The organism is Plantactinospora sp. CA-290183, assembly GCF_050936375.1.
Lineage (GTDB): Bacteria > Actinomycetota > Actinomycetes > Mycobacteriales > Micromonosporaceae > Plantactinospora.
The window spans coordinates 1-21,928 of record NZ_JBNJMX010000041.1; the positions used below are offsets into that span (position 1 = coordinate 1).

General features: G+C 72.6%; 16 protein-coding genes and 3 pseudogenes. 6 read left to right on the forward strand and 13 right to left on the reverse strand.

Translation table 11 applies throughout. From position 1 onward, the window contains the following. The 6 genes and pseudogenes from ACQEUR_RS24805 to rapZ all read right to left on the reverse strand — a co-directional run. A partial coding sequence (locus ACQEUR_RS24805) for a phosphoglycerate kinase (RefSeq protein WP_433035709.1) occupies positions 1-1,007 on the reverse strand: 1,007 nt, incomplete at its 3' end. A 22-nt stretch (positions 1,008-1,029) separates the two neighbouring features. Next, positions 1,030-1,155, reverse strand: a pseudogene (pgk, locus tag ACQEUR_RS24810) (phosphoglycerate kinase); the annotation flags it as partial. Between the two features lie 143 nt (positions 1,156-1,298). Continuing rightward, positions 1,299-2,300: pseudogene (gene gap / locus ACQEUR_RS24815) on the reverse strand (type I glyceraldehyde-3-phosphate dehydrogenase). 284 nt (positions 2,301-2,584) lie between these two features. Further along, complete coding sequence (gene whiA / locus ACQEUR_RS24820) at positions 2,585-3,565, reverse strand: DNA-binding protein WhiA (protein ID WP_433035673.1); 981 nt, start codon at positions 3,563-3,565, stop codon at positions 2,585-2,587. Positions 3,566-3,618: 53 nt separating this feature from the next. Then, positions 3,619-4,584, reverse strand: a complete 966-nt coding sequence (locus ACQEUR_RS24825) for a gluconeogenesis factor YvcK family protein (protein ID WP_433035676.1) — start codon at positions 4,582-4,584, stop codon at positions 3,619-3,621. Continuing rightward, the gene (gene rapZ / locus ACQEUR_RS24830) at positions 4,581-5,483 is read right to left on the reverse strand and encodes an RNase adapter RapZ (RefSeq protein WP_433035712.1); all 903 of its coding nucleotides are present in this window, start codon (positions 5,481-5,483) and stop codon (positions 4,581-4,583) included. Before rapZ ends, ACQEUR_RS24825 begins: the two co-directional genes overlap by 4 nt. A gap of 262 nt (positions 5,484-5,745) precedes the next feature. On the opposite strand from rapZ, the gene ACQEUR_RS24835 reads away from it, so the two are divergent. Both ACQEUR_RS24835 and ACQEUR_RS24840 read left to right on the forward strand, forming a co-directional pair. Continuing rightward, positions 5,746-6,378: a winged helix-turn-helix domain-containing protein gene (locus ACQEUR_RS24835; RefSeq protein ID WP_433035679.1), complete on the forward strand. Its 633-nt coding sequence runs from the start codon at positions 5,746-5,748 to the stop codon at positions 6,376-6,378. Positions 6,379-6,470: 92 nt separating this feature from the next. Then, entirely contained in the window at positions 6,471-7,715 is a 1,245-nt protein-coding gene (locus ACQEUR_RS24840) for an MFS transporter (protein WP_433035715.1), read from the forward strand. A 100-nt stretch (positions 7,716-7,815) separates the two neighbouring features. On the opposite strand, the gene ACQEUR_RS24845 is transcribed toward ACQEUR_RS24840, so the two are convergent. The 6 genes and pseudogenes from ACQEUR_RS24845 to rsgA form a co-directional block, all read right to left on the reverse strand. Further along, positions 7,816-8,553, reverse strand: a complete 738-nt coding sequence (locus ACQEUR_RS24845) for a hypothetical protein (protein WP_433035718.1) — start codon at positions 8,551-8,553, stop codon at positions 7,816-7,818. Positions 8,554-8,936: 383 nt separating this feature from the next. Beyond that, positions 8,937-9,641 carry a carbon-nitrogen hydrolase family protein gene (locus tag ACQEUR_RS24850; RefSeq protein WP_433035682.1) on the reverse strand — a complete coding sequence of 235 codons (705 nt, stop codon included), beginning with the start codon at positions 9,639-9,641 and terminating at the stop codon, positions 8,937-8,939. A 71-nt stretch (positions 9,642-9,712) separates the two neighbouring features. Continuing rightward, on the reverse strand, positions 9,713-11,650 hold the full coding sequence (gene uvrC, locus ACQEUR_RS24855; protein WP_433035685.1) for an excinuclease ABC subunit UvrC: 1,938 nt from the start codon (positions 11,648-11,650) through the stop codon (positions 9,713-9,715). 85 nt (positions 11,651-11,735) lie between these two features. Beyond that, positions 11,736-12,227, reverse strand: coding sequence for a Rieske (2Fe-2S) protein (locus tag ACQEUR_RS24860; protein ID WP_433035688.1), 492 nt, complete (start codon positions 12,225-12,227; stop codon positions 11,736-11,738). Positions 12,228-12,429: 202 nt separating this feature from the next. Then, positions 12,430-15,402, reverse strand: a pseudogene (gene uvrA / locus ACQEUR_RS24865) (excinuclease ABC subunit UvrA); the annotation flags it as partial. A gap of 192 nt (positions 15,403-15,594) precedes the next feature. Further along, positions 15,595-16,686 carry a ribosome small subunit-dependent GTPase A gene (rsgA, locus tag ACQEUR_RS24870; protein WP_433035691.1) on the reverse strand — a complete coding sequence of 364 codons (1,092 nt, stop codon included), beginning with the start codon at positions 16,684-16,686 and terminating at the stop codon, positions 15,595-15,597. 204 nt (positions 16,687-16,890) lie between these two features. On the opposite strand from rsgA, the gene ACQEUR_RS24875 reads away from it, so the two are divergent. From ACQEUR_RS24875 to ACQEUR_RS24885, 3 genes are all read left to right on the forward strand, one after another. Continuing rightward, positions 16,891-17,607 (forward strand): maleylpyruvate isomerase family mycothiol-dependent enzyme, encoded by a 717-nt coding sequence (locus tag ACQEUR_RS24875; RefSeq protein WP_433035694.1) that lies wholly within the window; start codon positions 16,891-16,893, stop codon positions 17,605-17,607. Positions 17,608-17,622: 15 nt separating this feature from the next. Beyond that, positions 17,623-18,282 carry an MBL fold metallo-hydrolase gene (locus tag ACQEUR_RS24880; RefSeq protein WP_433035697.1) on the forward strand — a complete coding sequence of 220 codons (660 nt, stop codon included), beginning with the start codon at positions 17,623-17,625 and terminating at the stop codon, positions 18,280-18,282. 319 nt (positions 18,283-18,601) lie between these two features. Beyond that, the gene (locus tag ACQEUR_RS24885; RefSeq protein ID WP_433035700.1) at positions 18,602-19,132 is read left to right on the forward strand and encodes a LuxR C-terminal-related transcriptional regulator; all 531 of its coding nucleotides are present in this window, start codon (positions 18,602-18,604) and stop codon (positions 19,130-19,132) included. Here the strand turns inward: ACQEUR_RS24885 and ACQEUR_RS24890 are convergent. Further along, positions 19,110-20,381: a COG1470 family protein gene (locus ACQEUR_RS24890; RefSeq protein WP_433035703.1), complete on the reverse strand. Its 1,272-nt coding sequence runs from the start codon at positions 20,379-20,381 to the stop codon at positions 19,110-19,112. The two genes, ACQEUR_RS24885 and ACQEUR_RS24890, sit on opposite strands and share 23 nt — an antisense overlap. 704 nt (positions 20,382-21,085) lie before the next feature. Here ACQEUR_RS24890 and ACQEUR_RS24895 point away from each other — a divergent pair. Beyond that, the coding region (locus tag ACQEUR_RS24895) for a hypothetical protein (protein ID WP_433035706.1) at positions 21,086-21,928 on the forward strand (843 nt) is incomplete at its 3' end.

Here is a 21,928-nt window from a genome sequence, read left to right on the forward strand (position 1 = left end):
GGGGGCCTTGCCCTCCAGGTACTCCAGCAGGCTCCCCGCCGGTGGAGATGTACTGACGACTCGTCCAGGCCGAGCGCCCGTACCGCCGCCGCGGAGTCCACCCCGCCGACCACGGTGAAGCCCTTGACCGAGGTGATCGCCTCGGCCACGCCCCGGGTGCCGGCGGCGAACGGCGCCAGCTCGAACACGCAGGCCGTTCCAGAAGACCGTCCGGGCCGTGCTGACCGCGTCGGCGAACTCCGCGACCGTGCCAGCCCCGTGTCCAGGCCGAGCCGGTCGGCCGGGATCTGGTCGACCGGCACCGCGTCGTGCTCGGCATCCGCGCTGAACGCGGTCGCCGCCACCACGTCGACCGGCAGCAGGATCTTGCCGGCGCCCCGCTCCAGCAGCTCCCGGCAGGTGTCGACCATCTCCGCCTCCAGCAGCGACTTCCCCACCTCGTGCCCCTGGGCACGCAGGAAGGTGAAGCACATGCCGCCACCGATCAGCAGCCTGTCGACGGTGGGCAGCAGCGCCTCGATCACCGCGAGCTTGTCGGAGACCTTGGAGCCGCCGAGCACCACCACGTACGGGCGGTCCGGCTCCTGCCGCAGCCGGGCCAGCACCTCGACCTCGCGCAGCACCAGCCGGCCGGCGAAGTGCGGCAGCCGGGCCGGTACGTCGTAGACGCTGGCGTGCTTGCGGTGCACGGCGCCGAACGCGTCGTCGACGTACGCCTCGGCGAGGGCCGCGAGCTGGGCGGCGAAGGCCTCCCGCTCGGCGGAGTCCTTGCTGGTCTCCCCCGGGTTGAACCGCAGGTTCTCCAGCAGCGCGACCTGGCCGGAGGTGAGGCCGTCCACCGCCGACCGGGCGGAGTCCCCGACCGTGTCGGTGGCGAACGCGACCGGCGCCTCGAGCAGCTCGCCGAGGCGGGCCGCGACCGGGGCGAGGCTGTATTTCGGGTCGGGCGCACCCTTCGGCCGCCCGAGGTGGGAGCAGACGACGAGCGCGGCACCGGCGTCCCGCAGCGCGGTCGATCAGCACCGCCCGGATCCGGCCGTCATCGGTGATGGCGCCGGATTCGGAGTCGAGGGGCACGTTCAGGTCGGCGCGCACCAGCACACGCCGACCTGACACCCCCTCGGCCAGCAGGTCGTCGAGGGTCCGGATGCTCACCGAGCTCGTCCTCCGTCCACGGCTGCGGCGCTCACAGGGCCCGCCCTCCGTTCACGACTGCGGGGCTCGCAAGCTCACTCCTCGCGCTCACAGGGCCCGCCCTCCGTTCACGACTGCGGGGCTCGCAAGCTCACTCCTCGCGCTCACAGGGAGGAGCCCACCAGCTTGACCAGGTCGACGAGGCGGTTGGAGTAATCCCCACTCGTTGTCGTACCAGCCGACGACCTTGACCTGGTTGCCGATCGGCTGCGGTCAGACGGCGCGTCGAAGATGCAGGAGGCCGGGTCGGTGACGATGTCGGAGGAGACGATCTCGTCCTCGGTGTAGACCAGGATGCCCTTGAGCGGGCCGTCGGCGGCGGCCTTCATCGCGGCGTTGACCTCTTCGACCGAGGTGTCCCGGCCGGCGTCGATGGTCAGGTCGGTCGCGGAACCGGTCGGGATCGGCACCCGCAGCGCGAAGCCGTCCAGCTTGCCCTTCAGCTCCGGCAGCACCAGGCCGATCGCCGCACCGGTCGAGGTGGGGACGATGTTCAGCGCGGCCGCGCGGGCCCGGCGCAGGTCCTTGTGCGGGCCGTCCTGGAGGTTCTGGTCCTGGGTGTACGCGTGGATCGTGGTCATCAGACCCTTCTCGATGCCCACCGTGTCCTGCAGCACCTTCGCCATCGGGGCGAGGCAGTTGGTGGTGCACGAGGCGTTCGAGATGATGTTGTGCTTCGCCGGGTCGTACCGGTCGTGGTTGACGCCCATCACGACCGTGACGTCCTCGTTCTTGGCCGGCGCGGAGATGATGACCTTCTTGGCCCCACCGTCGATGTGCGCCTTGGCCTTGGTCGCGTCGGTGAAGAAGCCGGTCGACTCGATCACCACGTCGGCACCCAGGTCGCCCCACGGCAGCTTGCTCGGGTCCTTCTCGGCGAACGCCTTGAAGGTCTGCCCGCCCACGGTGATCTCGTCGGCGGTGGCCTTGGCCTCGTGCGGCAGGCGGCCGAGGATGCTGTCGTACTTGAGCAGGTGCGCCAGCGTGGCGTTGTCGGTGAGGTCGTTCGCGCCGACCAGCTGGATGTCGGCGCCCGAGGCGAGCACCGCCCGGAAGAAGTTTCGGCCGATCCGGCCGAAGCCGTTGATGCCAACCCGGATGGTCACTGGGTCCATCTCCTCGTGTTTCGGTCCGCCGCCGTCAGCCCCTGCGGTGGCGGAAGTGGGTGCGCCGACGCGAGAGCCGGCCGCTGATAGGTCATTCCGGCCACCCCGCCGCGGCCCGGAGACCGACCGCCCGAGGCGGTGAGTACGGCGCAGAGAGCCGGTTCCGGCCCCGTCGCCGTACGGTGCGACCCTATCCGAGCCCGTGCCGCCGCGTTGCGTCGGGGCGTAATCCGCCCGATCGGGGTGCACCGCCGGCCAGGGCCGGAAGCGGTTCGGGGGTGCGGTCAGACCGCGAGCATGTCCGGGGTGACCGCCGCCTCGGTGTCCGGGATGCCCAGGTCCCGGGCCCGCTTGTCGGCCAGCGCCAGCAGCCGTCGGATCCGCCCGGCGATGGCGTCCTTGGTCAGCGGCGGCTCGGCCAGGGCGCCCAGTTCCTCCAGGGACGCCTGGCGGTGCTCCAGCCGCAGCCGGCCGGCCGAGGTGAGATGGTTCGGCGCGTCCTCGGCGAGGATCTCCAGCGCCCGGGTGACCCGGGCGGCGGCGGCCACGGCGGCCCGCGCCGAGCGGCGCAGGTTGGCGTCGTCGAAGTTCGCCAGCCGGTTGGCGGTGGCCCGCACCTCCCGGCGGACCCGGCGCTCCTCCCAGGCCAGCACGCTGGAGTGCGCGCCGACCCGGGTCAGCAGCGCGGCGATCGCGTCGCCGTCCTTGACCACCACCCGGTCGACGCCGCGCACCTCGCGGGCCTTGGCGGTGATGCCGATCCGGCGGGCCGCGCCGACCAGGGCGAGCGCGGACTCCGGCCCGGGGCAGGTGATCTCCAGCGCGCAGGAGCGGCCGGGTTCGGTCAGCGAGCCGTGCGCCATGAACGCCCCCCGCCAGGCCGACACGGCGCAGCAGACGTTCGCCGCGACCACGTGCGGCGGCAGTCCGCGCACCGGCCGGCCGCGTACGTCGAGCAGCCCGGTCTGCCGGGCCAGGGCCTCGCCGTCCTTGACCACCCGGACGATGTAGTGGCTGCCCTTGCGCAGGCCGCCGGAGGCGAGCACATGGATCTCGCTCGAGTATCCGTAGACCTCGGCGACCTCCCTGCGCAGCCGGCGGGCCACCGCCCCGGTGTCGAGTTCGGCCTCGACCACCACCCGGCCGGACACGATGTGCAGTCCGCCCGCGAACCGCAGCAGGGCCGCCATCTCGGCCCGCCGGCAGCAGGGCTTGGGCACGTCGACCCGGCTCAGCTCGTCCTTGACCGCAGCCGTCATCGCCATCTTGTCGTCACCTCGTGGGCCGGTTCCGGCGGGTGCCGGTGATTCGTACGTGCTTAACGATCGGCGCCCAGGAGAGGCACCAGTGCGGCGCCCAGCGCCGCCGGATCATGTTGGGGGCCACCGTCCGGTACGGCCACCGGGGCGAGGACGAGCCGCGCACCCAGCGATTCTGCCGCACGATGGACCGGTTCGGGGTCTCCCACCGCCTTTCCGTCGGCCACGACCACGTCGACGGTCAGTTCCGGCAGGTACCAGCCGAGCGCGGCCAGGTGGTCCGCCAGCGACAGCCCCAGGGTCTCCGCCTCGTTGGCCAGGTTGAGCGTGACCAGCCGGCGGGCCGGGCTGGCGACGATCGCGGCGGCCAGTTCCGGCACCAGCAGGTGCGGGATGACGCTGGTGTACCAGCTACCCGGACCGAAGATCAGCCAGTCGGCCTCGCGTACCGCCGTCACCGCCTCGGGGCAGGCCGCCGGCGCCTCCGGGGTGAGCCGCACCGACTCCACCCGGCCGTCGGCGATCGCCACCTCGTGCTGTCCGCGTACGGTCAGCACGGTGTGCGGGCGGCGCCGGTCGGCGCCCCGGATCCGGGCCTCGATGCCGACCGGGTGGCAGGACATCGGAAGCACCCGGCCGACCGCGCCGAGCATCCCGGCGGCATGGTCGAGCGCGGCCACCGGGTCGCCCAGCAGTTCCATCAGCCCGCAGAGCACCAGGTTGCCGACGGCGTGTCCGGCCAGCGGGTCCAGGTTCGGGCCGCCGGTGGCGAACCGGTGCTGGAACAGCTCGGCGGTGCGCCGGGGCTGCGGCCGGTCCGCCGCGAGCGCGGCCAGCGCCTGCCGCAGGTCGCCCGGGGGCAGCGCGTTGCGTTCGGCGCGCAGCCGCCCGCTGGAGCCGCCGTCGTCGCCGACCGTGACCACCGCGGTGATGTCGAGGTCCAGCTCCGGGGTGCAGCGGCGCAGCGCCCGCAGCGAGGCGGCCAGGCCGTGCCCGCCGCCGAAGGCGACCACCCGCACGCTCACTCCCGCCCCAGGTCCCGGTGCTGGGCGTTCGCGGCCAGCCGCGCCTGCCGCAGCCGGCTGGCCAGCTCCTCGGCGATGGCCACGCTGCGGTGCTTGCCACCGGTGCAGCCGACCGCCACGGTCAGGTAGCGCTTGCCCTCCCGCTCGAAGCCGGGGGCGGTCGCGTTGATCAACCGGGAGTACGTCTCGACGAACGTCACCGCGCCGTGCTGGCCGAGCACGTACCGGCTGACGTCCTCCTCGCGTCCGTTGTGCTCGCGCAGTTCGGGGACCCAGTAAGGGTTCGGCAGGAAGCGGGCGTCGAGCACGAAGTCGGCGTCCGGCGGCAGGCCGTACTTGAAGCCGAAGGAGAGCACGGTGACCCGCAGCCGCCGGGCGTCCTCGCCGCCGAAGAGCTCCTCCACCCGGCTGCGGAGCTGGTTGACGTTGAGGTGGCTGGTGTCGATGATCACGTCGGCCAGGTCGCGGGCCTCCTCGAGCAGCCCGCGCTCGATCGTGATGCCGTCGGCGAGCCGGCCGTCGCCCTGGAGCGGGTGCGAACGGCGGACGCTCTCGAAGCGCCGGATCAGCACCTCGTCGTCGGCGTCCACGAAGACCACCCGGGGCTGGAAGCCACGCTCCTTGAGCGCCCGGATCGCCCCGGCCAGGTCGGTGGAGAAGGCGCGGCTGCGTACGTCGAGGACCATCGCCGTCTGACGGGCCGCGCCGCCGGCCTGGAAGGCCAGCTCGGCCATGTCGAGCATGAGCGCCTGGGGCAGGTTGTCCACCACGTAGAAGCCGACGTTCTCCAGGGCCCGGGCCACGGTGCTGCGCCCGCCGCCGGAGACGCCGGTGACCACCACCAGCGTGGTGTCCGACCGGGGTGCCACCGGCTCGTCCGGGACCGGCACCGCGGCCACCTCGGACCGCACCGGTGTCAGCTCATCGTCCACCCGGTCGCCGGTCGGTGTCCCGTCGGTCGCCACCCGCGCCTCACTCACCTTGCTACCCCCCATAGGTACGCCGCCGACCGTCGCCGCCCGTCGACGGTACGCCCCACCGGCATCGCTTCCGAGCGGTCGAACCGCCCGACAAGGCTGGAGACGTAATCTACCCGGCACCGCGGCCGGGCACCGGACCACCCATTTCCTAAAGACATCTTTCTAGAGTTATCTTTAGGATATGACACTCCCCGAGATCCGCCTGACCAATCCACAGGCGCTCCGCGGTTTCGCCCACCCACTCCGGCTGGCCCTGCTCGGGCTGCTCCGCCGGGAGGGGCCGATGACCGCGACCACGGCGGCGGAGCGTCTCGGCGAGAGCGTGCCCGGCTGCTCGTACCACCTGCGCCAGCTCGCCCGTTACGGCCTCGCCGAGCGCGCCGAGGGCGCCGACGCCCGGGAACGCCCCTGGCGGGCGACGGCGAAGGTGACCTCCTGGGACGACACCTCGGACGACCCCGCCATGCGGGTCGCGGCCACCGAACTGCACGCGGTGCTCCTCGACCACTACCTGGCCCGGGCCCGCAGGCACCTCGATCAACGCGCCACCGAGCCGGCCCGATGGCGCGCGGTGACCGGCTTCGGCGACTCCATGGTCTACGTCACCGCGGACGAGCTGGCCGAACTCAACCGCGGCTTCGAGGCGCTGCTCGCCGCGTACGACGGGCGGAACACCGACCCCTCGACCCGGCCGGCGGGGGCGCGCGGCATCGGGATCATCCAGCTGATTGTTCCCGCCGAGCCACCCCGGCCGACCGACGGCTCCGGCGGCGCCCCGGATAGCGCCGACCAGCCGGACGGAGCAGCGCGGTGACCGGCCCGGCCGGTCCGACGACGGCCGGTCCGACGGTCGCCGACCCGGAGCCCTCCGACTCCCCCGACCCGACCGCGTCCGGCCGGCGTTGGCTGCCCGCGCTCCTGCGCCGCAGAGTTTTCCGGCGGTACTGGTCGGCGCAGACCGTCTCGCTCTTCGGCGACCAGATCTCCATGCTCGCGCTGCCGCTGCTCGCGGTGCTCGGCACCGGCGCCGGGCCCGCCGAGATGGGCTACCTGACCGCCGCCGCGCTGGCGCCCAACCTCCTCTTCTCGCTGCTCGCGGGCGCCTGGGTCGACCGGTACCCGCACAAGCGGCGGCTGATGATCCTCGCCGACCTCGGGCGGGCGCTGCTGCTGGCCGCGATCCCGGTGGCGTACCTGCTCGACGTCCTCACCCTCGAACAGCTCTACCTGGTGGCGTTCCTGACCGGCACCCTGGCGGTGGTCTTCGAGGTCGCGCACAGCACCCTCTTCGTCTCGGTGGTCCCCCGCGCGGACTACGTCGAGGCGAACTCGCTGCTCAACGGCAGCCGGGCGATGTCGTACGTGGCCGGGCCGAGCGCGGGCGGCGGGCTGGTGCAGGTGCTCACCGCCCCCGTCGCGCTGCTCGCCGACGCGCTGTCGTACCTGGTCTCCGCCCTGTTCCTGGCCCGGATCCGACCGGTGGAACCGGCGCCGGCCACCGGGCGGGGTCTCGGCCTGGGCGAGGGGTTGCGGTTCATCGGCCGGTCGCCGATCCTGCGCCCGGTGCTGCTGGCCACCACCACGATGAACCTGTTCAACTTCATGTTCTCCGCCCTCTTCGTGCTCTACGTCAGCACCGAACTGGACCTCTCGCCCGGGCTCCTCGGCGCGGTCATCGGGGTCGGCTCGCTGGGCGCGCTGCTCGGCGCGGTGCTCACCGGCCGGCTCGTGCGCCGGTTCGGCATCGGCCGGGCCGTGCTGATCAGCTTCGTGCTCTTCCCCGCTCCCCTGCTGCTGGTGCCGCTCGCCAGCGGGCCGACACCGGTGCTGCTCGGGCTGCTCGTCGCCTCCGAGTTCGTCTCCGGCCTCGGCGTCATGATGATGGACATCACCGTGGGCTCGGTGCAGACCGCGGCCACCCCGGAGGCGCTGCTGGCCCGGGTGACCGGCGCCAAGCGCACGGTCAACTACGGCATCCGGCCGATCGGTGCCCTGCTCGGCGGGACGCTGGGTGCCACTCTCGGGGTACGGCCCACGCTCTGGATCGCCGCCGCGGGGGCGCTGCTCGGCGCGCTGTGGCTGCTGCCCTCGTCGGTGCCCGCCCTACGCGAACTGCCGGAGCAGGGGGAACCCCCCGAGCATCGGCCCTGACGCCACGGCTGCGCCACGGCCGCCGTCCAGGCACGCGAAAACGGCGCTGGCCGGGTCCGTGGTGGGACCCGGCCAGCGCCGTTCGTTGTTGCTCGGTGGATCAGCTGTTGTTCCAGTGGTCGGCGACCAGGTCAGCGGCCTGGTTCTCCCACTTGGCGTACGCATCCGGGTACGCCGAGACCTGAACCTTCTGCGCGGCCACGGTCAGCGGCAGGTCGTGCCAACCATCAACCTGCTTCAAACCCTTCAGGAACGCGATCGTCGAGTACTCCGGATCAGTAATCTGCTCCGGCGAACCCCAACCCGACGACGGCCGCTGCTGGAACAAACCCAGCGAGTCATGATCGTTGGCATCCCCCAGGTGACCCAGGTTCTCCAACTTCGACTCCTGCAACGAGGTGCCCACCGCGATCACCGCGGCACGCTCATCCAGACCAGCCTTCTTCGTCGCCTTCACGATCGCCTTCACGTTCTCGGCCCGCTCACCGGCCACAGGGATCGACTGCTGCTCACCCTGCACACCACGCGGCACCAACCTGTCCCGACCCGGCTTGGCGTCCTTACGGTCCTTGCCGTGGTCGGCGTCACGACCCTTGTCGCCCTTGCGGTCGTTGTCCTTACGATCGTCGTGCTTCCTGCTGTCGTCCTTCTTGCCGTGGTCCGGCTTGTCGGCCTGCACAGCCGCCGCCACCGGAGAGGCAACGTGCTCGGGCGCGGCCTGCGCCGCCACCGCCGGACCGGCAACCGCACCACCGACGAACGCCAGACCAGCCACACCCAGAACACCCTTACGAACCAACGACGTCTGCTCGATGGCCGGAAGCCACCGCGAGAACATGCTGTTCATGGTGATTCCTTCCAATCGGGGGAAAACCACCACACACGCGGGGGCGCGCGCAGCGGCAAAGGAAAAACATGGAGCCCACACCGGGAGAGAAAACATCCCGGGGACCAAGGACGCCCAAGCACGGGGGTGCTCGGGCGAACACAACATGTAACGACCGGCCCGCCGCCATCATTCCCGGCGGGCCAGGCAACAGCCCAGCTCACAGGCCGTGCTACTCAGCCGTACGCGATATGTAACGACCGCCAGGCCCCCCGCATTCCACCGGGCACACTCGATCATGATTCGGAATCGGACAACCGGAACGTTCGGTCCGGACGGGGGCGGATGGACCCCGCACGGCCGGGCGGGGAGCATGGCCGCGCCGGGCGGGACGGTCAGCGGAGGGTGCCGCGCACGATGGCACCGACCTCCGGCCCGGCCCGGGCAACGGCTGTGCCATCGGGTCGCCAGATGGCGGACCGGCCGGCGGCCCGGTCGAAGCCACCCCCGGTCGAGCCGGCGAAGCTCGCCACCGCCACCCAGACCCGGTGCTCGCTGGCGATCCGGCGAGAACGCTCGTCCTGCACCGTCGCCTCCTCCGCGTGTTCGAGCGTGGCGGCGACGTAGACGTCGATGCCGCGCGCGGCGGTGTCGGCGGCGTGCCGCGCGACGCCCGTGTCCTTGCAGACGGCCAGGCCCAGCCGCCAACCGCCGACCTCCAGCACGCCCGGTCGGTCGCCCGGGGCGAACCGCCCGGACTCCTCGCCGCCCAGCCACATCTTGTGGTAGGCGACCCGGGCCCCGGTGCCGGTGACGGCCACCAGCCCGATGTGCGCACGGCCGTCCGCACCGCGCAGCGGCGCCCCGACCAGGGCCAACGCCCCGGTCTCGGCACAGGCGTCGACGATCGGGGCCAGGCGCGGGTCGTCGGCGCCGATCGTCGGGGCGTCCAGCTCGTAGCCGGTCACCGAAAGCTCGGGGAAGACGACCAGCCGGGCAGCGGCCCGCCGCACGGTCTCGGCATGCGTCGCCACGTTCGCCACGACGTCGTAGGCGACCGTCGGCGGCTGGGCCACCGCGACGCGGAGCGGCTCACGCACCCCGACTCCTCAGCCACGCCTCGCGGTGCCGGGACGCCCGATCTCCCACCCCCCTGGCCATGCCGTCTGCCTCACCGCTCCTCCGGCGTCTCCGCCGGGCGCAGGGCGGCGACGATCGCCTCGGCGGTACGCCGGCCGACGCCCGGCACCTCGGAGATCTCCTCCACGGTGGCCGCCGAAAGCCGCTTGACCGAACCGAAGTGCCGCAGCAGCGCCTTGCGGCGTACCTCGCCGAGACCGGGGACCTGGTCCAGGCCGGAGGAGATCATCCGCTTGGACCGGCGCTGCCGGTGGAACGTGATGGCGAACCGGTGCGCCTCGTCCCGGATCCGTTGCAGCAGGTAGAGCCCCTCGGAGGCGCGCGGCAGGATCACCGGGAACTCGTCGCCGGGCAGCCACACCTCCTCCAGGCGCTTGGCCAGGCCGCAGAGCGCGATGTCGTCGATGCCCAGCTCGGCCAGCACCGCCGCCACGGCGGCGACCTGCGGCTGTCCACCGTCGACCACCACCAGCTGCGGCGGGTACGCGAACCGGCGGGGCCGACCGGTGGTGGGATCGATCCCGGGCCGGTCCGGGTCGCTCGCCATGTCGTCGCCGATCTCACCGGTCTGCGCCCGGGTGTCGAGGTAGCGGGCGAAGCGGCGGCGCAGCACCTCGGACATCGCGGAGAGGTCGTCGGTGGCGCCCCGGACCGCGAAGCGGCGGTATTCGCTCTTGCGGGGCAGGCCGTCCTCGAAGACCACCATGCTGGCCACCACGTCGGTGCCCTGGATCTGGGAGACGTCGTAACACTCGATGCGCAGCGGGGCCGTCCGCAGCCCCAGCGCCTCGGTGATCTCGTCGAGTGCCTTGCTCCGGGTGGTCAGGTCGCCGGAGCGCCGCAGCTTGTGTCGGGTCAGCGCCTCGGCGGCGTTGCGCGCCACCGTCTCCAGCAACCCCCTCTTGTCGCCGCGCTGCGGCACCCGCAGGCTGACCCGGCTGCCCCGGCGCGCGGTCAGCCACTCCGCCAGGGCGTCGGCGTCTGGCGGCAGGGCCGGCACCAGCAGCTCGCGCGGGACGTCCCCCTCGCCCTCCTCGCCGCCGTAGACCTGGGTGCAGAAGTGGTGCACGAGGTCGCCGGTGGTCAGGTCCTCGACCTTCTCCACCACCCAGCCGCGCTGGCCGCGCACCCGCCCGTCGCGGACGTGGAAGACCTGGACCGCCGCCTCCAGCGGATCCTCGGCGAACGCGACCACGTCGGCGTCGGTCCCGTCGCCGAAGACGACGGTCTGCTTCTCCATCGCCCGGCGCAACGCCACGATGTCGTCCCGCAGCCGGGCGGCCCGCTCGAACTCGAGCTGCTGGCTGGCCTCGCCCATCTCCCGTTCCAACCGCCGGACCATCGTGTCGGTGCGACCGGCCATGAAGTCACAGAACTCGTCGACGATCCCCCGGTGCTCGTCGGCGGAGACCCGGCCGACGCAGGGCGCCGAGCACTTGCCGATGTCGCCGAGCAGGCACGGGCGGCCGACCTGGCCGGCCCGCTTGAAGACGCCGGCCGAGCAGGTCCGCGCGGGGAAGACCCGGAGCAGCAGGTCGAGCGTCTCGCGGATCGCCCAGGCGTGCGAGTACGGCCCGAAGTAGCGCACCCCCTTGCGCTTGACGCCCCGCATCACCTGCAACCGGGGAAACTCCTCGTCCAGGGTGACCGCGAGGAACGGGTACGACTTGTCGTCGCGGTAGCGCACGTTGAAGCGGGGGTCGTACTGCTTGATCCACTGGTACTCGAGCTGTAGGGCCTCGACCTCGGTCGCGACCGTGACCCAGTCCACGGCCGCCGCCGTGGTGACCATCTGCTGGGTGCGCTGGTGCAGGTTCCACAGGTCGCCGAAGTAGGAGTTGAGCCGACTGCGCAGGCTCTTCGCCTTGCCTACGTAGATCACCCGGCCGGTCGGGTCACGGAACCGGTAGACCCCGGGTGCGTCGGGAATCGTGCCCGGCGCCGGGCGGTAGGTAGCGGGGTCAGGCACGCCGACAAGCGTAGTCCGTACCCCTGTCAAGATCGGCCGTCACCGCCTGGCGCGGCGGCCCTGCCGCGCCAGGCAGCGACCGCACTCAGGCCAGGATGATGTTGTCACCCTCGACCGTGACGTTCTTGGCGGGCAGTGGTTTCTTGGCCGGCCCGGCCTTGACCGAGCCGTCCGCCACGGCGAACTTGCTGCCGTGGCAGGTGCAGTTGATGGTGCCGCCGTCGACGGTGGTCACCGGGCAGCCCTGGTGGGTGCAGACGGAACTGAAGGCCTTGAACTCGCCCTCCGTCGGCTGGGTGACCACGATCTGCTGACTCGCGATGATCTTGCCGCCGCCGACCGGTATCTCGCTCGTCTTGGCCAGCGCCGGGCCGCCGCCGTCGGCCGGCGCGCTCGCACCGCCACTGGTGGCCGGAGCGCCGCCCGCCGGCGTGTCACCGGCGCCCTCGTCGTACGCGTCGTCGTCGCCGGTGCCGCACGCGGCCAGCACCACCGACGCGCCCACCACACCGGCCCCCGCCAGCAGCGCTCGTCGGCTCTGCGTCCCCGGCCCGGTTACGGCCTGATCGTCACTCATGCCCAGCCTTCCTCTCGACGCCGCGCCTCTGCTCGTCCGCGGCCACGTCGATAGACACGGAGAAATCCGGCAACCGGTTCAACGGCGGTCATCGGCGTTCCACCGCGCACGACGGTCAGGAGGTGGCCGTCCGCCGACCGGCGCCCTTCGCCCGCCCCGTCTTGGCCGCCGGAGCCGCCGCGGCCACGGACGTGCCCGGGGCCGCCCTGCCCGGGGCCGCCCGGCTCGCGGAGGCGCCGTTGGCCTTCGCGGAACCGCTGGCCTTCGCGGAACCGGTCCCGTTGGCCCGCGCCGCCCGCCCCGTCGCCTCGGCGGCACCGCCCGGTGCGCCGGTGAGCCCGAGCACCGGCCGGAGGAACTGGCCGGTGTGGCTGTCCGGCACCTCGGCGAGTTCCTCCGGGGTGCCGGCGGCCAGCACCAGGCCGCCCCGGTGGCCACCCTCCGGGCCCATGTCGATCAGCCAGTCGGCGGTCTTGATCACGTCGAGGTTGTGCTCGATCACGATCACCGTGTTGCCCTTGTCGACCAGGCTCTCCAGCACGCCGAGCAGCTTGCGGATGTCCTCGAAGTGCAGGCCGGTGGTCGGCTCGTCGAGCACGTAGACCGTCCGCCCCGTGGAGCGCTTCTGCAACTCGGAGGCGAGCTTGACCCGCTGCGCCTCCCCGCCGGAGAGCGTCGGCGCCGGCTGGCCCAGGCGTACGTAGCCCAGGCCGACGTCGACCAGCGTCCTCAGGTGCCGGTGGATGGCCGGGATCGCCGAGAAGAACTCGGCCGCCTCCTCGATCGGCATCTCCAGTACGTCGGAGACGGTCCGCCCCTTGTAGTGCACCTCCAGGGTCTCCCGGTTGTACCGGGCGCCCTTGCAGACCTCGCACGGGACGTAGACGTCGGGGAGGAAGTTCATCTCGATCTTGATCGTGCCGTCACCGCTGCACGCCTCGCACCGGCCGCCCTTGACGTTGAACGAGAACCGGCCCGGCCCGTAGCCCCGCACCTTCGCCTCGGTCGTCTCGGCGAAGAGCTTCCGGACGTGGTCCCAGACCCCGGTGTAGGTGGCCGGGTTGGAGCGCGGCGTACGGCCGATCGGCGACTGGTCGACCCCGACCACCTTGTCGACGTGCTCGACGCCGCTGATCCGGGTGTGCCGGCCGGGCACCATCCGGGCCCCGTTGATCTGGTTGGCCAGCACCGCGTAGAGGATGTCGTTGACCAGCGTGGACTTGCCCGATCCGCTGACCCCGGTGACCGCGATGAACTGGCCCAGCGGGAACGGCACGGTCAGGTTCCGCAGGTTGTGCTCGCGGGCGCCCTGCACCACCAGCTCCCGGCCCGGTGTCCGCGGCCGGCGCCCCTTCGGGGTCGGGATCGACCGGCGCCCCGACAGGTACGCCCCGGTCACCGACTCGGGGTTGGTCAGCAGCTCGGGCACCGAACCGCTGTGCACGATCGCGCCGCCGTGCTCACCGGCCCCCGGCCCGATGTCGACCACCCAGTCCGCGGTGCGGATGGTGTCCTCGTCGTGCTCCACCACGATCAGGGTGTTGCCCAGCCCCTTGAGCCGGACCAGCGTCTCGATCAGCCGGTGGTTGTCCCGCTGGTGCAGGCCGATCGAGGGCTCGTCCAGCACGTAGAGCACGCCGACCAGGCCCGAGCCGATCTGGGTGGCCAGCCGGATCCGCTGCGCCTCGCCGCCGGAGAGGGTGCCGGCGGGACGGTCCAGCGAGAGGTAGTCCAGACCGACGTCGACCAGGAACCGCAGCCGGGCGTTGATCTCCTTGAGCACCCGCTCGGCGATCATCTTCTGCCGGTCGGTCAGGGTCAGCCCGCCGAGCAGGTCGGCGCACTCCCCCACCGACAGGTTGCAGATCTCGGCGATGTTGCGTCCGCCCAGGGTGACCGCCAGCACCTCGGGCTTGAGCCGGCTGCCCCGGCAGACCGGGCAGGGCACGTCCCGCATGTAGCCCTCGTACTTGTCCCGGGACCAGTCCGACTCGGTGTCGTTGTGCCGCCGCTCGATCCACTGCACCACGCCCTCGAAGCCGGTGTAGTAGGAGCGCTCGCGGCCGTACTTGTTGCGGTAGCGCACGTGCACCTGGTCGCCGGAGCCGTGCAGGATCGTCTTCTGGGCCCGGGAGGGCAACGCCCGCCACGGGGTGTCCAGGTCGAAGTGCTCCGCCTCGGCCAGCGCCTCCAGCAGGCGGAGGAAGTAGTCCATCGTCTGTCCACCGGACCACGGCTGGATCGCGCCCTCCCGCAGCGAGCGCTCCGGATCCGGTACGACCAGCTCGGCGTCGACCTCCTTCTTCGTGCCCAGGCCGGTGCACTCGGGGCAGGCGCCGTACGGGGCGTTGAAGGAGAAGACCCGGGGTTCGAGATCCTCGATCGCCAGCGGGTGGTCGTTGGGGCAGGCGAGGTGCTCGGAGTAGCGCCGCTCCCGCTGCGGGTCGTCCTCCGGCAGGTCGACGAAGTCGAGCAGGACCAGCCCGCCGGAGAGCCCGAGCGCGGACTCGACCGAGTCGGTGAGCCGCTGCTTGGCGCCGGCCTTCACGGTGAGCCGGTCGACCACCACCTCGATGGTGTGCTTCTCCTGCTTCTTGAGCTTGGGCGGCTCGGTCAGCGGATGGACCACCCCGTCGACCCGGGCCCGCGCGTAGCCCTTGGACTGCAGCTCGGCGAAGAGGTCGACGTACTCCCCCTTGCGGCCGCGCACCACCGGGGCGAGGACCATGAACCGGGTGCCCTCGTCCATCGCCAGCACCCGGTCGACGATCTGCTGCGGGCTCTGCCGGGAGATCCGTTCGCCGCAGATCGGGCAGTGCGGCTCGCCGACCCGGGCGAAGAGCAGCCGCAGGTAGTCGTAGACCTCGGTGATCGTGCCGACCGTGGAGCGGGGGTTGCGGGAGGTCGACTTCTGGTCGATCGAGACCGCCGGGCTCAGTCCCTCGATGAAGTCGACGTCCGGCTTGTCCATCTGGCCGAGGAACTGCCGGGCGTACGACGAGAGCGACTCGACGTAGCGGCGCTGGCCCTCGGCGAAGATCGTGTCGAAGGCCAGGCTCGACTTGCCGGAGCCGGAGAGCCCGGTGAAGACGATCATTGCGTCGCGCGGCAGGTCGAGGTTGACGTCGCGCAGGTTGTGCTCACGCGCGCCACGGATGATCAGTCGGTCGGCCACTGTCCGCGCACTCCCGGGGAGAAAGATATCTTCTGTCCGATTCATCGACGCAGAGAGGCGCCGTACTCGGCGCGCGGACCGGCCGGACCCGGCCCGAAAAGCGCCGTGCCCGACGCAGAAACGCGCCTTGGCAACTCTAGCCCCGGTGTATGACAGTTTCCCGCGCCCGCGCATTCCCCCAGGTCAGCGGGGTCACGACCAGCGGGGCGGAGGCGCCGGTCGGGCGGTACGGGCCGCCCGCTGCTCCTGATGGATCCGCTTCCACCGCCGACGCTCCTCGGCCGCCATCCGGTCGTCCCGGCGGCGCGTCTCGAACGCGATCTCCCGCTCCAGCTTCTGCCAGCTCGCCCAGCGCCGCGCGGGCAGCTCACCCGAGTCCAGCGCGGCCCGTACCGCGCAGCCGGGCTCGGCCCGGTGGCCGCAGTCCGCGAACCGGCACGCCGCGACCAGCTCCGCGACGTCCGAGAACGCGTGGTCGAGGCCGGCCGCCGCGTCGAGCAGCCCGACCGCCCGCACGCCGGGGGTGTCCAGCACCGCGCCGCCACCCGGGATCAGGATCAGCTCCCGGTGGGTGGTGGTGTGCCGGCCCTTCCCGTCCGCACCGCGTACCCCCTGGGTGGTCATCACGGTCGCCCCGGCCAGGGCGTTGACCAGCGTCGACTTGCCCGCCCCGGAGGGCCCGAGCAGGGCCAGCGTCCGGCCCGGGGCGATCCATGGCCGCAGCCCGGCCAGCCCGGTCCCCCGCTCGGCGCTCACCGGCAGCACCTCCACCCCCGGTGCCACCTGCGCCACCTGCTCCGCCACCGCGACCGGATCGGGCACCAGGTCGCACTTGGTGAGCACCAGCAGCGGCTGCGCGCCGGACTCCCAGGCCAGCGCGAGCAGCCGCTCGATCCGGCCCACGTCGGGGGTCGGGTCCATCGGCTCGACCACCGCCGCGGCGTCGACGTTGGTCGCCAGCACCTGGCCGCTGGAGTCCTTGGCGGCGGTCCGGCGCACGATCGCGGTACGCCTGGGCAGCACGGCCTCCGCGCTGAGCCGCCGGTCGGGCCAGCTCCGCACCACCAGCCAGTCGCCCGCGCAGGGCAGCAGGGCGGCGTCCCGCGCCGCCGCGGCGAGCACCCCGCCGCCGAGACTCGCCCGCACCGGGCCGTCGGCGCAGAGCACCGTGCAGACCCCCCGGTCCACCCGGATCACCCGGCCGGGCCGGTGGTCGTCGCCGCGCGGCGGGTACGCGGCGGCCAGGGTTGCGTCCCAACCCAGGGACGCGAGATCGAACGTCATGTCAACCCTTAGTCGTGAGAGCAGTGGTCGGAAGGACCAGTGGTCGGAAGTGGAACGGTGGCCACGCGCGCTGCGACCGGCATCAATCCCCACCTCCGCTCGGCTCCGGGGTGACGCGTCGAATCGACGGTAGGCGCCGGCGGGGCGCGCCGAAAGCCAATTCCGGCGCCCTCCGAGCGCCGGTAGACCGCTATGGTCTGATCCGTGACCGTTGACCCACTCGTACTCCTGCCCGAGCTGGACCGGGCGACGGACCGGTTGCTCCGGACGGTCGCCGACCTCGACGACGCCGCGGTGACCGGACCCTCCCTGCTGCCCGGCTGGACCCGCGGGCACGTGCTGACCCACCTGGCCCGCAACGCCGACGGCTATGTCAACCTGCTCACCGCGGCGCGGACCGGCGAGGACATCCCGCAGTACGCCAGCCCGGAGGCCCGGGACGCGGACATCGCGGCCGGCGGCGGACGCCCCGCCGCGGCCCAGCTCGCCGACCTGCGCTCCAGCGCGGAGCAGTTCGCCGAGCTGGCGCGGTCGATGCCGGTGCAGGCCTGGGCGGCGAAGGTCCGGGCCTCCCGGGGGCCGCGGGTGGCCGCCACCCTGATCTGGGGCCGGCTGCGCGAGGTGGAGGTGCACCACGTGGACCTCGCCGCCGGCTACTCCACCGCCGACTGGCCGGACGCGTTCAGCCAGCGGGTGCTGCACGAGGTGCTGAAGGACCTCGCCGGGCGGGACGGCTCGCCCGCGCTGGTGCTGCGCCCGACCGAGACCGAGCAGCCGCTCGCCCTCGGCCCGGCCGACGCCGCGCCCACCGTCACCGGCCCGGCGCACGCGCTGGCCGGCTGGTTGACCGGCCGGTCCGCCGGAGATGATCTCGTCGTCACGCCGTCCGGGCCGCTGCCGGCCCCGCCGGCCTGGCTGTAGACCCTGGAGGTACGAATGACGCGCGGCTACACCGGAGAGGTGTCCCCGGGCACCCCGGCCGACGTACGGGAGCTGGGCACCCTCACCATCAGCAAGCTCTCGGTGGGTCCGATGGACAACAACGCGTACCTGCTGCGCTGCCGCGCCACCGGGGAGCAGGTGTTGATCGACGCGGCCAACGAGGCGCCCCGGCTGTTGGAGCTGGCCGGCGACGCCGGTCTCGCCGCGGTGGTCACCACGCACCGGCACATGGATCACTGGGTGGCCCTGGAGGAGGTCGTCGCGACCACCGGCGCCCGGTCGCTGGTGCACGCCGACGACGCGGACGGCCTGCCGATCCCGTCGGAGTCGTTGGTCGAGGGCGACCGGGTCAGGGTCGGCGACTGCGAGCTGGAGGTGATCCACATCGTCGGGCACACCCCGGGGTCGATCGCCCTGGTGCACCGCGACGACGCCGGCGGGACCCACCTGTTCACCGGGGACTCGCTGTTCCCCGGCGGGGTGGGCAACACCGACCAGGACCCGGTGCGGTTCGCCTCGCTCATCAACGACGTGGAGCAGAAGATCTTCGACCGCCTACCGGACGAGACCTGGTTCTATCCGGGCCACGGCGGAGACTCGACGCTCGGCGCCGAGCGGCCCGCGCTGCCGGACTGGCGGGCCCGCGGCTGGTGACGGGCTGTGACCACGGTCATCGACACCTCCCGGAGTAGCTGAGGGCTAGCCCCGATGCCGGCGACCCGCCGGCCGCACATCCTGAGCATATGGTCACGCGGAACCGGCGTGGCCCCGGCTGCGTGGGGCCGCCGGCGGGAAGGGGCGACTGTGGAACGAGTTCCGGTTTACGTACATGCGGACGATCCGATCTCCCAGGCCGGTGTCGCAAGCCAGTTGCGGCCCCGGCCGGGTCACTGGTGTCGACGGCGGCGACCCCGTCGATGGCGAAGTCGCCCAGTCGTCCGCGGACCAGGTGTGCAGGCGCACCCTGCAGGCCATGCGCACGCTGCGACAACGGCACGGCCGGCTGGTGCTCGTGGTCGGCGACCTCGACGACGGTGACCTGGTCGCCGCGGCCGAGGTCGGAGTGGTGGGGCTGGTACGCCGCGGCGAGGCCACACCCGAGCGGTTGGTACGGGTGATCCGGGCCGCCGCCGTCGGCGAGGCGGCCGTACCGCCGGATCTGCTCGGTCGGTTGCTGGACCAGGTGGGACAGCTCCAGCGGCAGGTGCTCTCGCCGCGCGGGCTGCGCTTCTCCGGGCTCGCCGAGCGGGAGATCGAGGTGCTGCGGCGGATCGCCGAGGGCATGAGCACCGCCGAGATCGCCAGCGAGCTCTCCTACTCGCAACGCACCATCAAGAACGTCCTGCACGACATCACCACCCGACTGCAGTTGCGCAACCGTTCGCATGCCGTCGCGTACGCGCTGCGGCAGGGTCGATCTGAGCTGACCGGGGGCGGGGCGGGCGCCGGTGCGCCCGCCCCGCTCTCGTGGAACCGGGTGGTCACGGGGTGGTCTTGCCGCTGACCGTCACCGACGACGTGCACCGCTTGCTGCCGGCGTTGCGGCACCGCACCGCGACCCGCAGCTCCTCGTCCGCGCCGAAGCGCAACGGCACCACGAAGTGGTTGTCGTAGTCGCGGAAGTTCTCGAGTCCGAACTCGAAGATCACCGCGTCGTCGCGGAGCAGTCGCAGGATGCCGGTGTCACCGGCCGGGTTCTGCAACTGGATGTCGGTGACGTCGAGCGGCCGGTCGCCCCGCTGCGACGAGGTGAAGAAGTCGAAGCCGCTGGTGCGCGGCGCGGCCGACGCCGGGATCCGGAAGTCGAACGGCCTGGTCAGCGGGACCGGTTCGGCGCCGGCCGCCCCCGGACCGTCGCCGCCGCCCGTGGCGTCCGGGCCGGCGGCTCCGGGCGACGGCCCGCCGGCCTCGTCCGCCTTCTGCTCCGCCCGGGCCGCCTGCTCCTTGGCCTGGGCCGCCGCCGCGACCGCCGGCGAGACCTGGGCCTCGGCGGCATCCTCGGCGGCCGAGCGGATCGCCGGGCGCAGGAGGCCGAACCACAGGGTCGCCAGCACGATGCCGAGGGCGAGCAGCGCGACCGCGCCGGTCACGGCCCACTTCGGTACCAGTGGACGCTGCTCGAAGGTGCCCGCCAGCGAGACGGGCTCCCCCTGGTCGGGCAGCACACTGACCTGGAACGGGCGGTTCTGCTGCGGCCCGCGCAGGAACGTCCGGCGCGGGATCGCCAGGAACGTCACCTCGCTGGACGCGCCCGGCTCGGTCCGCACCCGCGGCTGCTTGATCGCGAACCGCAGCCGGTCGTCCGGGTCGGCCAGCACCACCTCGGCGCCGACCGGCACATTGCCCTGGTTCGCCAGGTCCAGCCGGTGCCGGCCCCGCCGCACGCCCTGGGACGTCTGCGGCAGCAGCTCGGCCCGCAGGTCGGTGAAGGGCGCGAGGTCGAGGGTGCCTTCCTCCACCACCGAGTCGGACAGGTCGTCGCCGGACCGGACCCGTATCCCGAAGGGCACGGCACCGGCCGGCGGAGCCGGTGAGCGCGGCGGGGCGAACCGTACCCGTACCTCGCCGCTCTCACCCGGATAGAGGTTCAACATCGGGGGCTCGACCACCGACCACTCGGCGGACGGCCCGACCACTTCCACCGTGGCCTGGTCGACGACCGTGCCGGTGTTGGACAGCGTCACCGTGCACACCGTCTCCTCACCGGACACGACGCGCAGGTCGGCGTCGCTAAGCCTGACAGAGACTCCCATGACCAGCGATGTACGGCCGGTACCCTCGGTAGGGAAGCATGCAAGGGTATCCGCATGGACCCGGCCGGGTTGCCGAAGGAAACGTGGAGCCACCCGGAGGGTGTACGGCGGTTCCTCGAGCGGCCCGGCGGCGACCGTACGGTGAGGCCTCGTCCACGTCGTGCCGCTGGAGTCGCCGTGCCCAGGCAGCGTTCCGTTCCCACCCGCCGGATGTCGATCCCCGCCCTGGTCGTCACCATGCTGACGACGAGCGCGCTCGTGGTCGGCGAACCGTTCACCGACAGCCCGGCCGCCGCCGCGGTCTCCCCCGGCGTCACCCTGCGCGCCTCGGTCGCCGACAACGGGACGCAGGGCGGGGCGAGCAGCGTCAACCCGGCCATCTCGGCCGACGGCCGTTACGTCACGTTCGACTCCGCGCACCCGTTCGACGCCTTCGAGGCCAGCAACGACGGGGACACCCCCGAGTCCGACGTGTACGTCCGGGACGCAAATCGCCGGCACCACCGCATGGTCTCCGCGCCCCGGCCGACGCCCTGCCCGGCTGGCCAGCCCTCCGGGACACCGGCGGCACCCGCGGTCGCCTGCGCCCGCCCGTACGCCGGGGGCCGGGCCCAGCCGAACGCCGACGATCTCCGCCGCGGTACATCGCCTTCCACACCACGGCCACCAACATCCCCGTCGGCGGCACCGGTGACCGGCCCCGGGTGGTGGTCTGCGACCGGGATCCGGAGGGCGACGGCACCTTCGGCGGCGAGTGCACCTACACGTTCGTCAGCCGGACCGGAAACGTGGAGAATCCTCCCGCGGAGTACCCGAGGATGTCGGCCGACGCCCGGCTGCTGGTCTACCGGAGCGGGATCCCGATCTCCCTGGGCGGTCCGAAGCTGGTCCTGGTGACCCTGGGGCGCGGTCCGGCCGGTGCCATCCCCTTCCCCGGGCCGACCGACTTCACCGACGTCGTACCGCCGTGGACCGAGGTGGGCACGGTCCGCTACCGGCCGACGGCGATCGGCAGCTTCGCGGTGAGCGCCGACGGCTCGCACCTCGGCCTGACCGTGACGTACCGGGCGCTGGACGGCGACGACGAGCTGGAACGGGTCTACGACTACGCCGTGGCGACCGGGACGTTCCTCCGGATGGACGTGGACGGGACCGGCACCGCCCTGCCGGACCGGTACCGGGAGGACATCGCCCTCTCCGGCGACGGCCGCCGCCTGGCGTTCGCCGAGTTCACCGACGGCGGGCTCCTCGGCGGAACCGAACCGGTCGTCCGGCTCTACGACCGCGACCCGGACGCGGACGGCGTCTGGTATCCGGCCGACGGCGAGCCGCTGGGCGCCGAGTTCGGCTCCCGGGACACCGCCGACGAGGTGGTGGCCGGCCGCGGCCCGGCGTTCTCGGCCGACGGGCGGTACTTCGCCTTCGTGACCGACGCCGGCGATGTGCACAACGGCGTCGACGACTCCTCGGGCCTCTACAGCTGCCTCTATTCCGGCTGGGGCGACGGGCTCCCGTTGCTCGACGCGCCGGTCAACGACGTGCCGGTT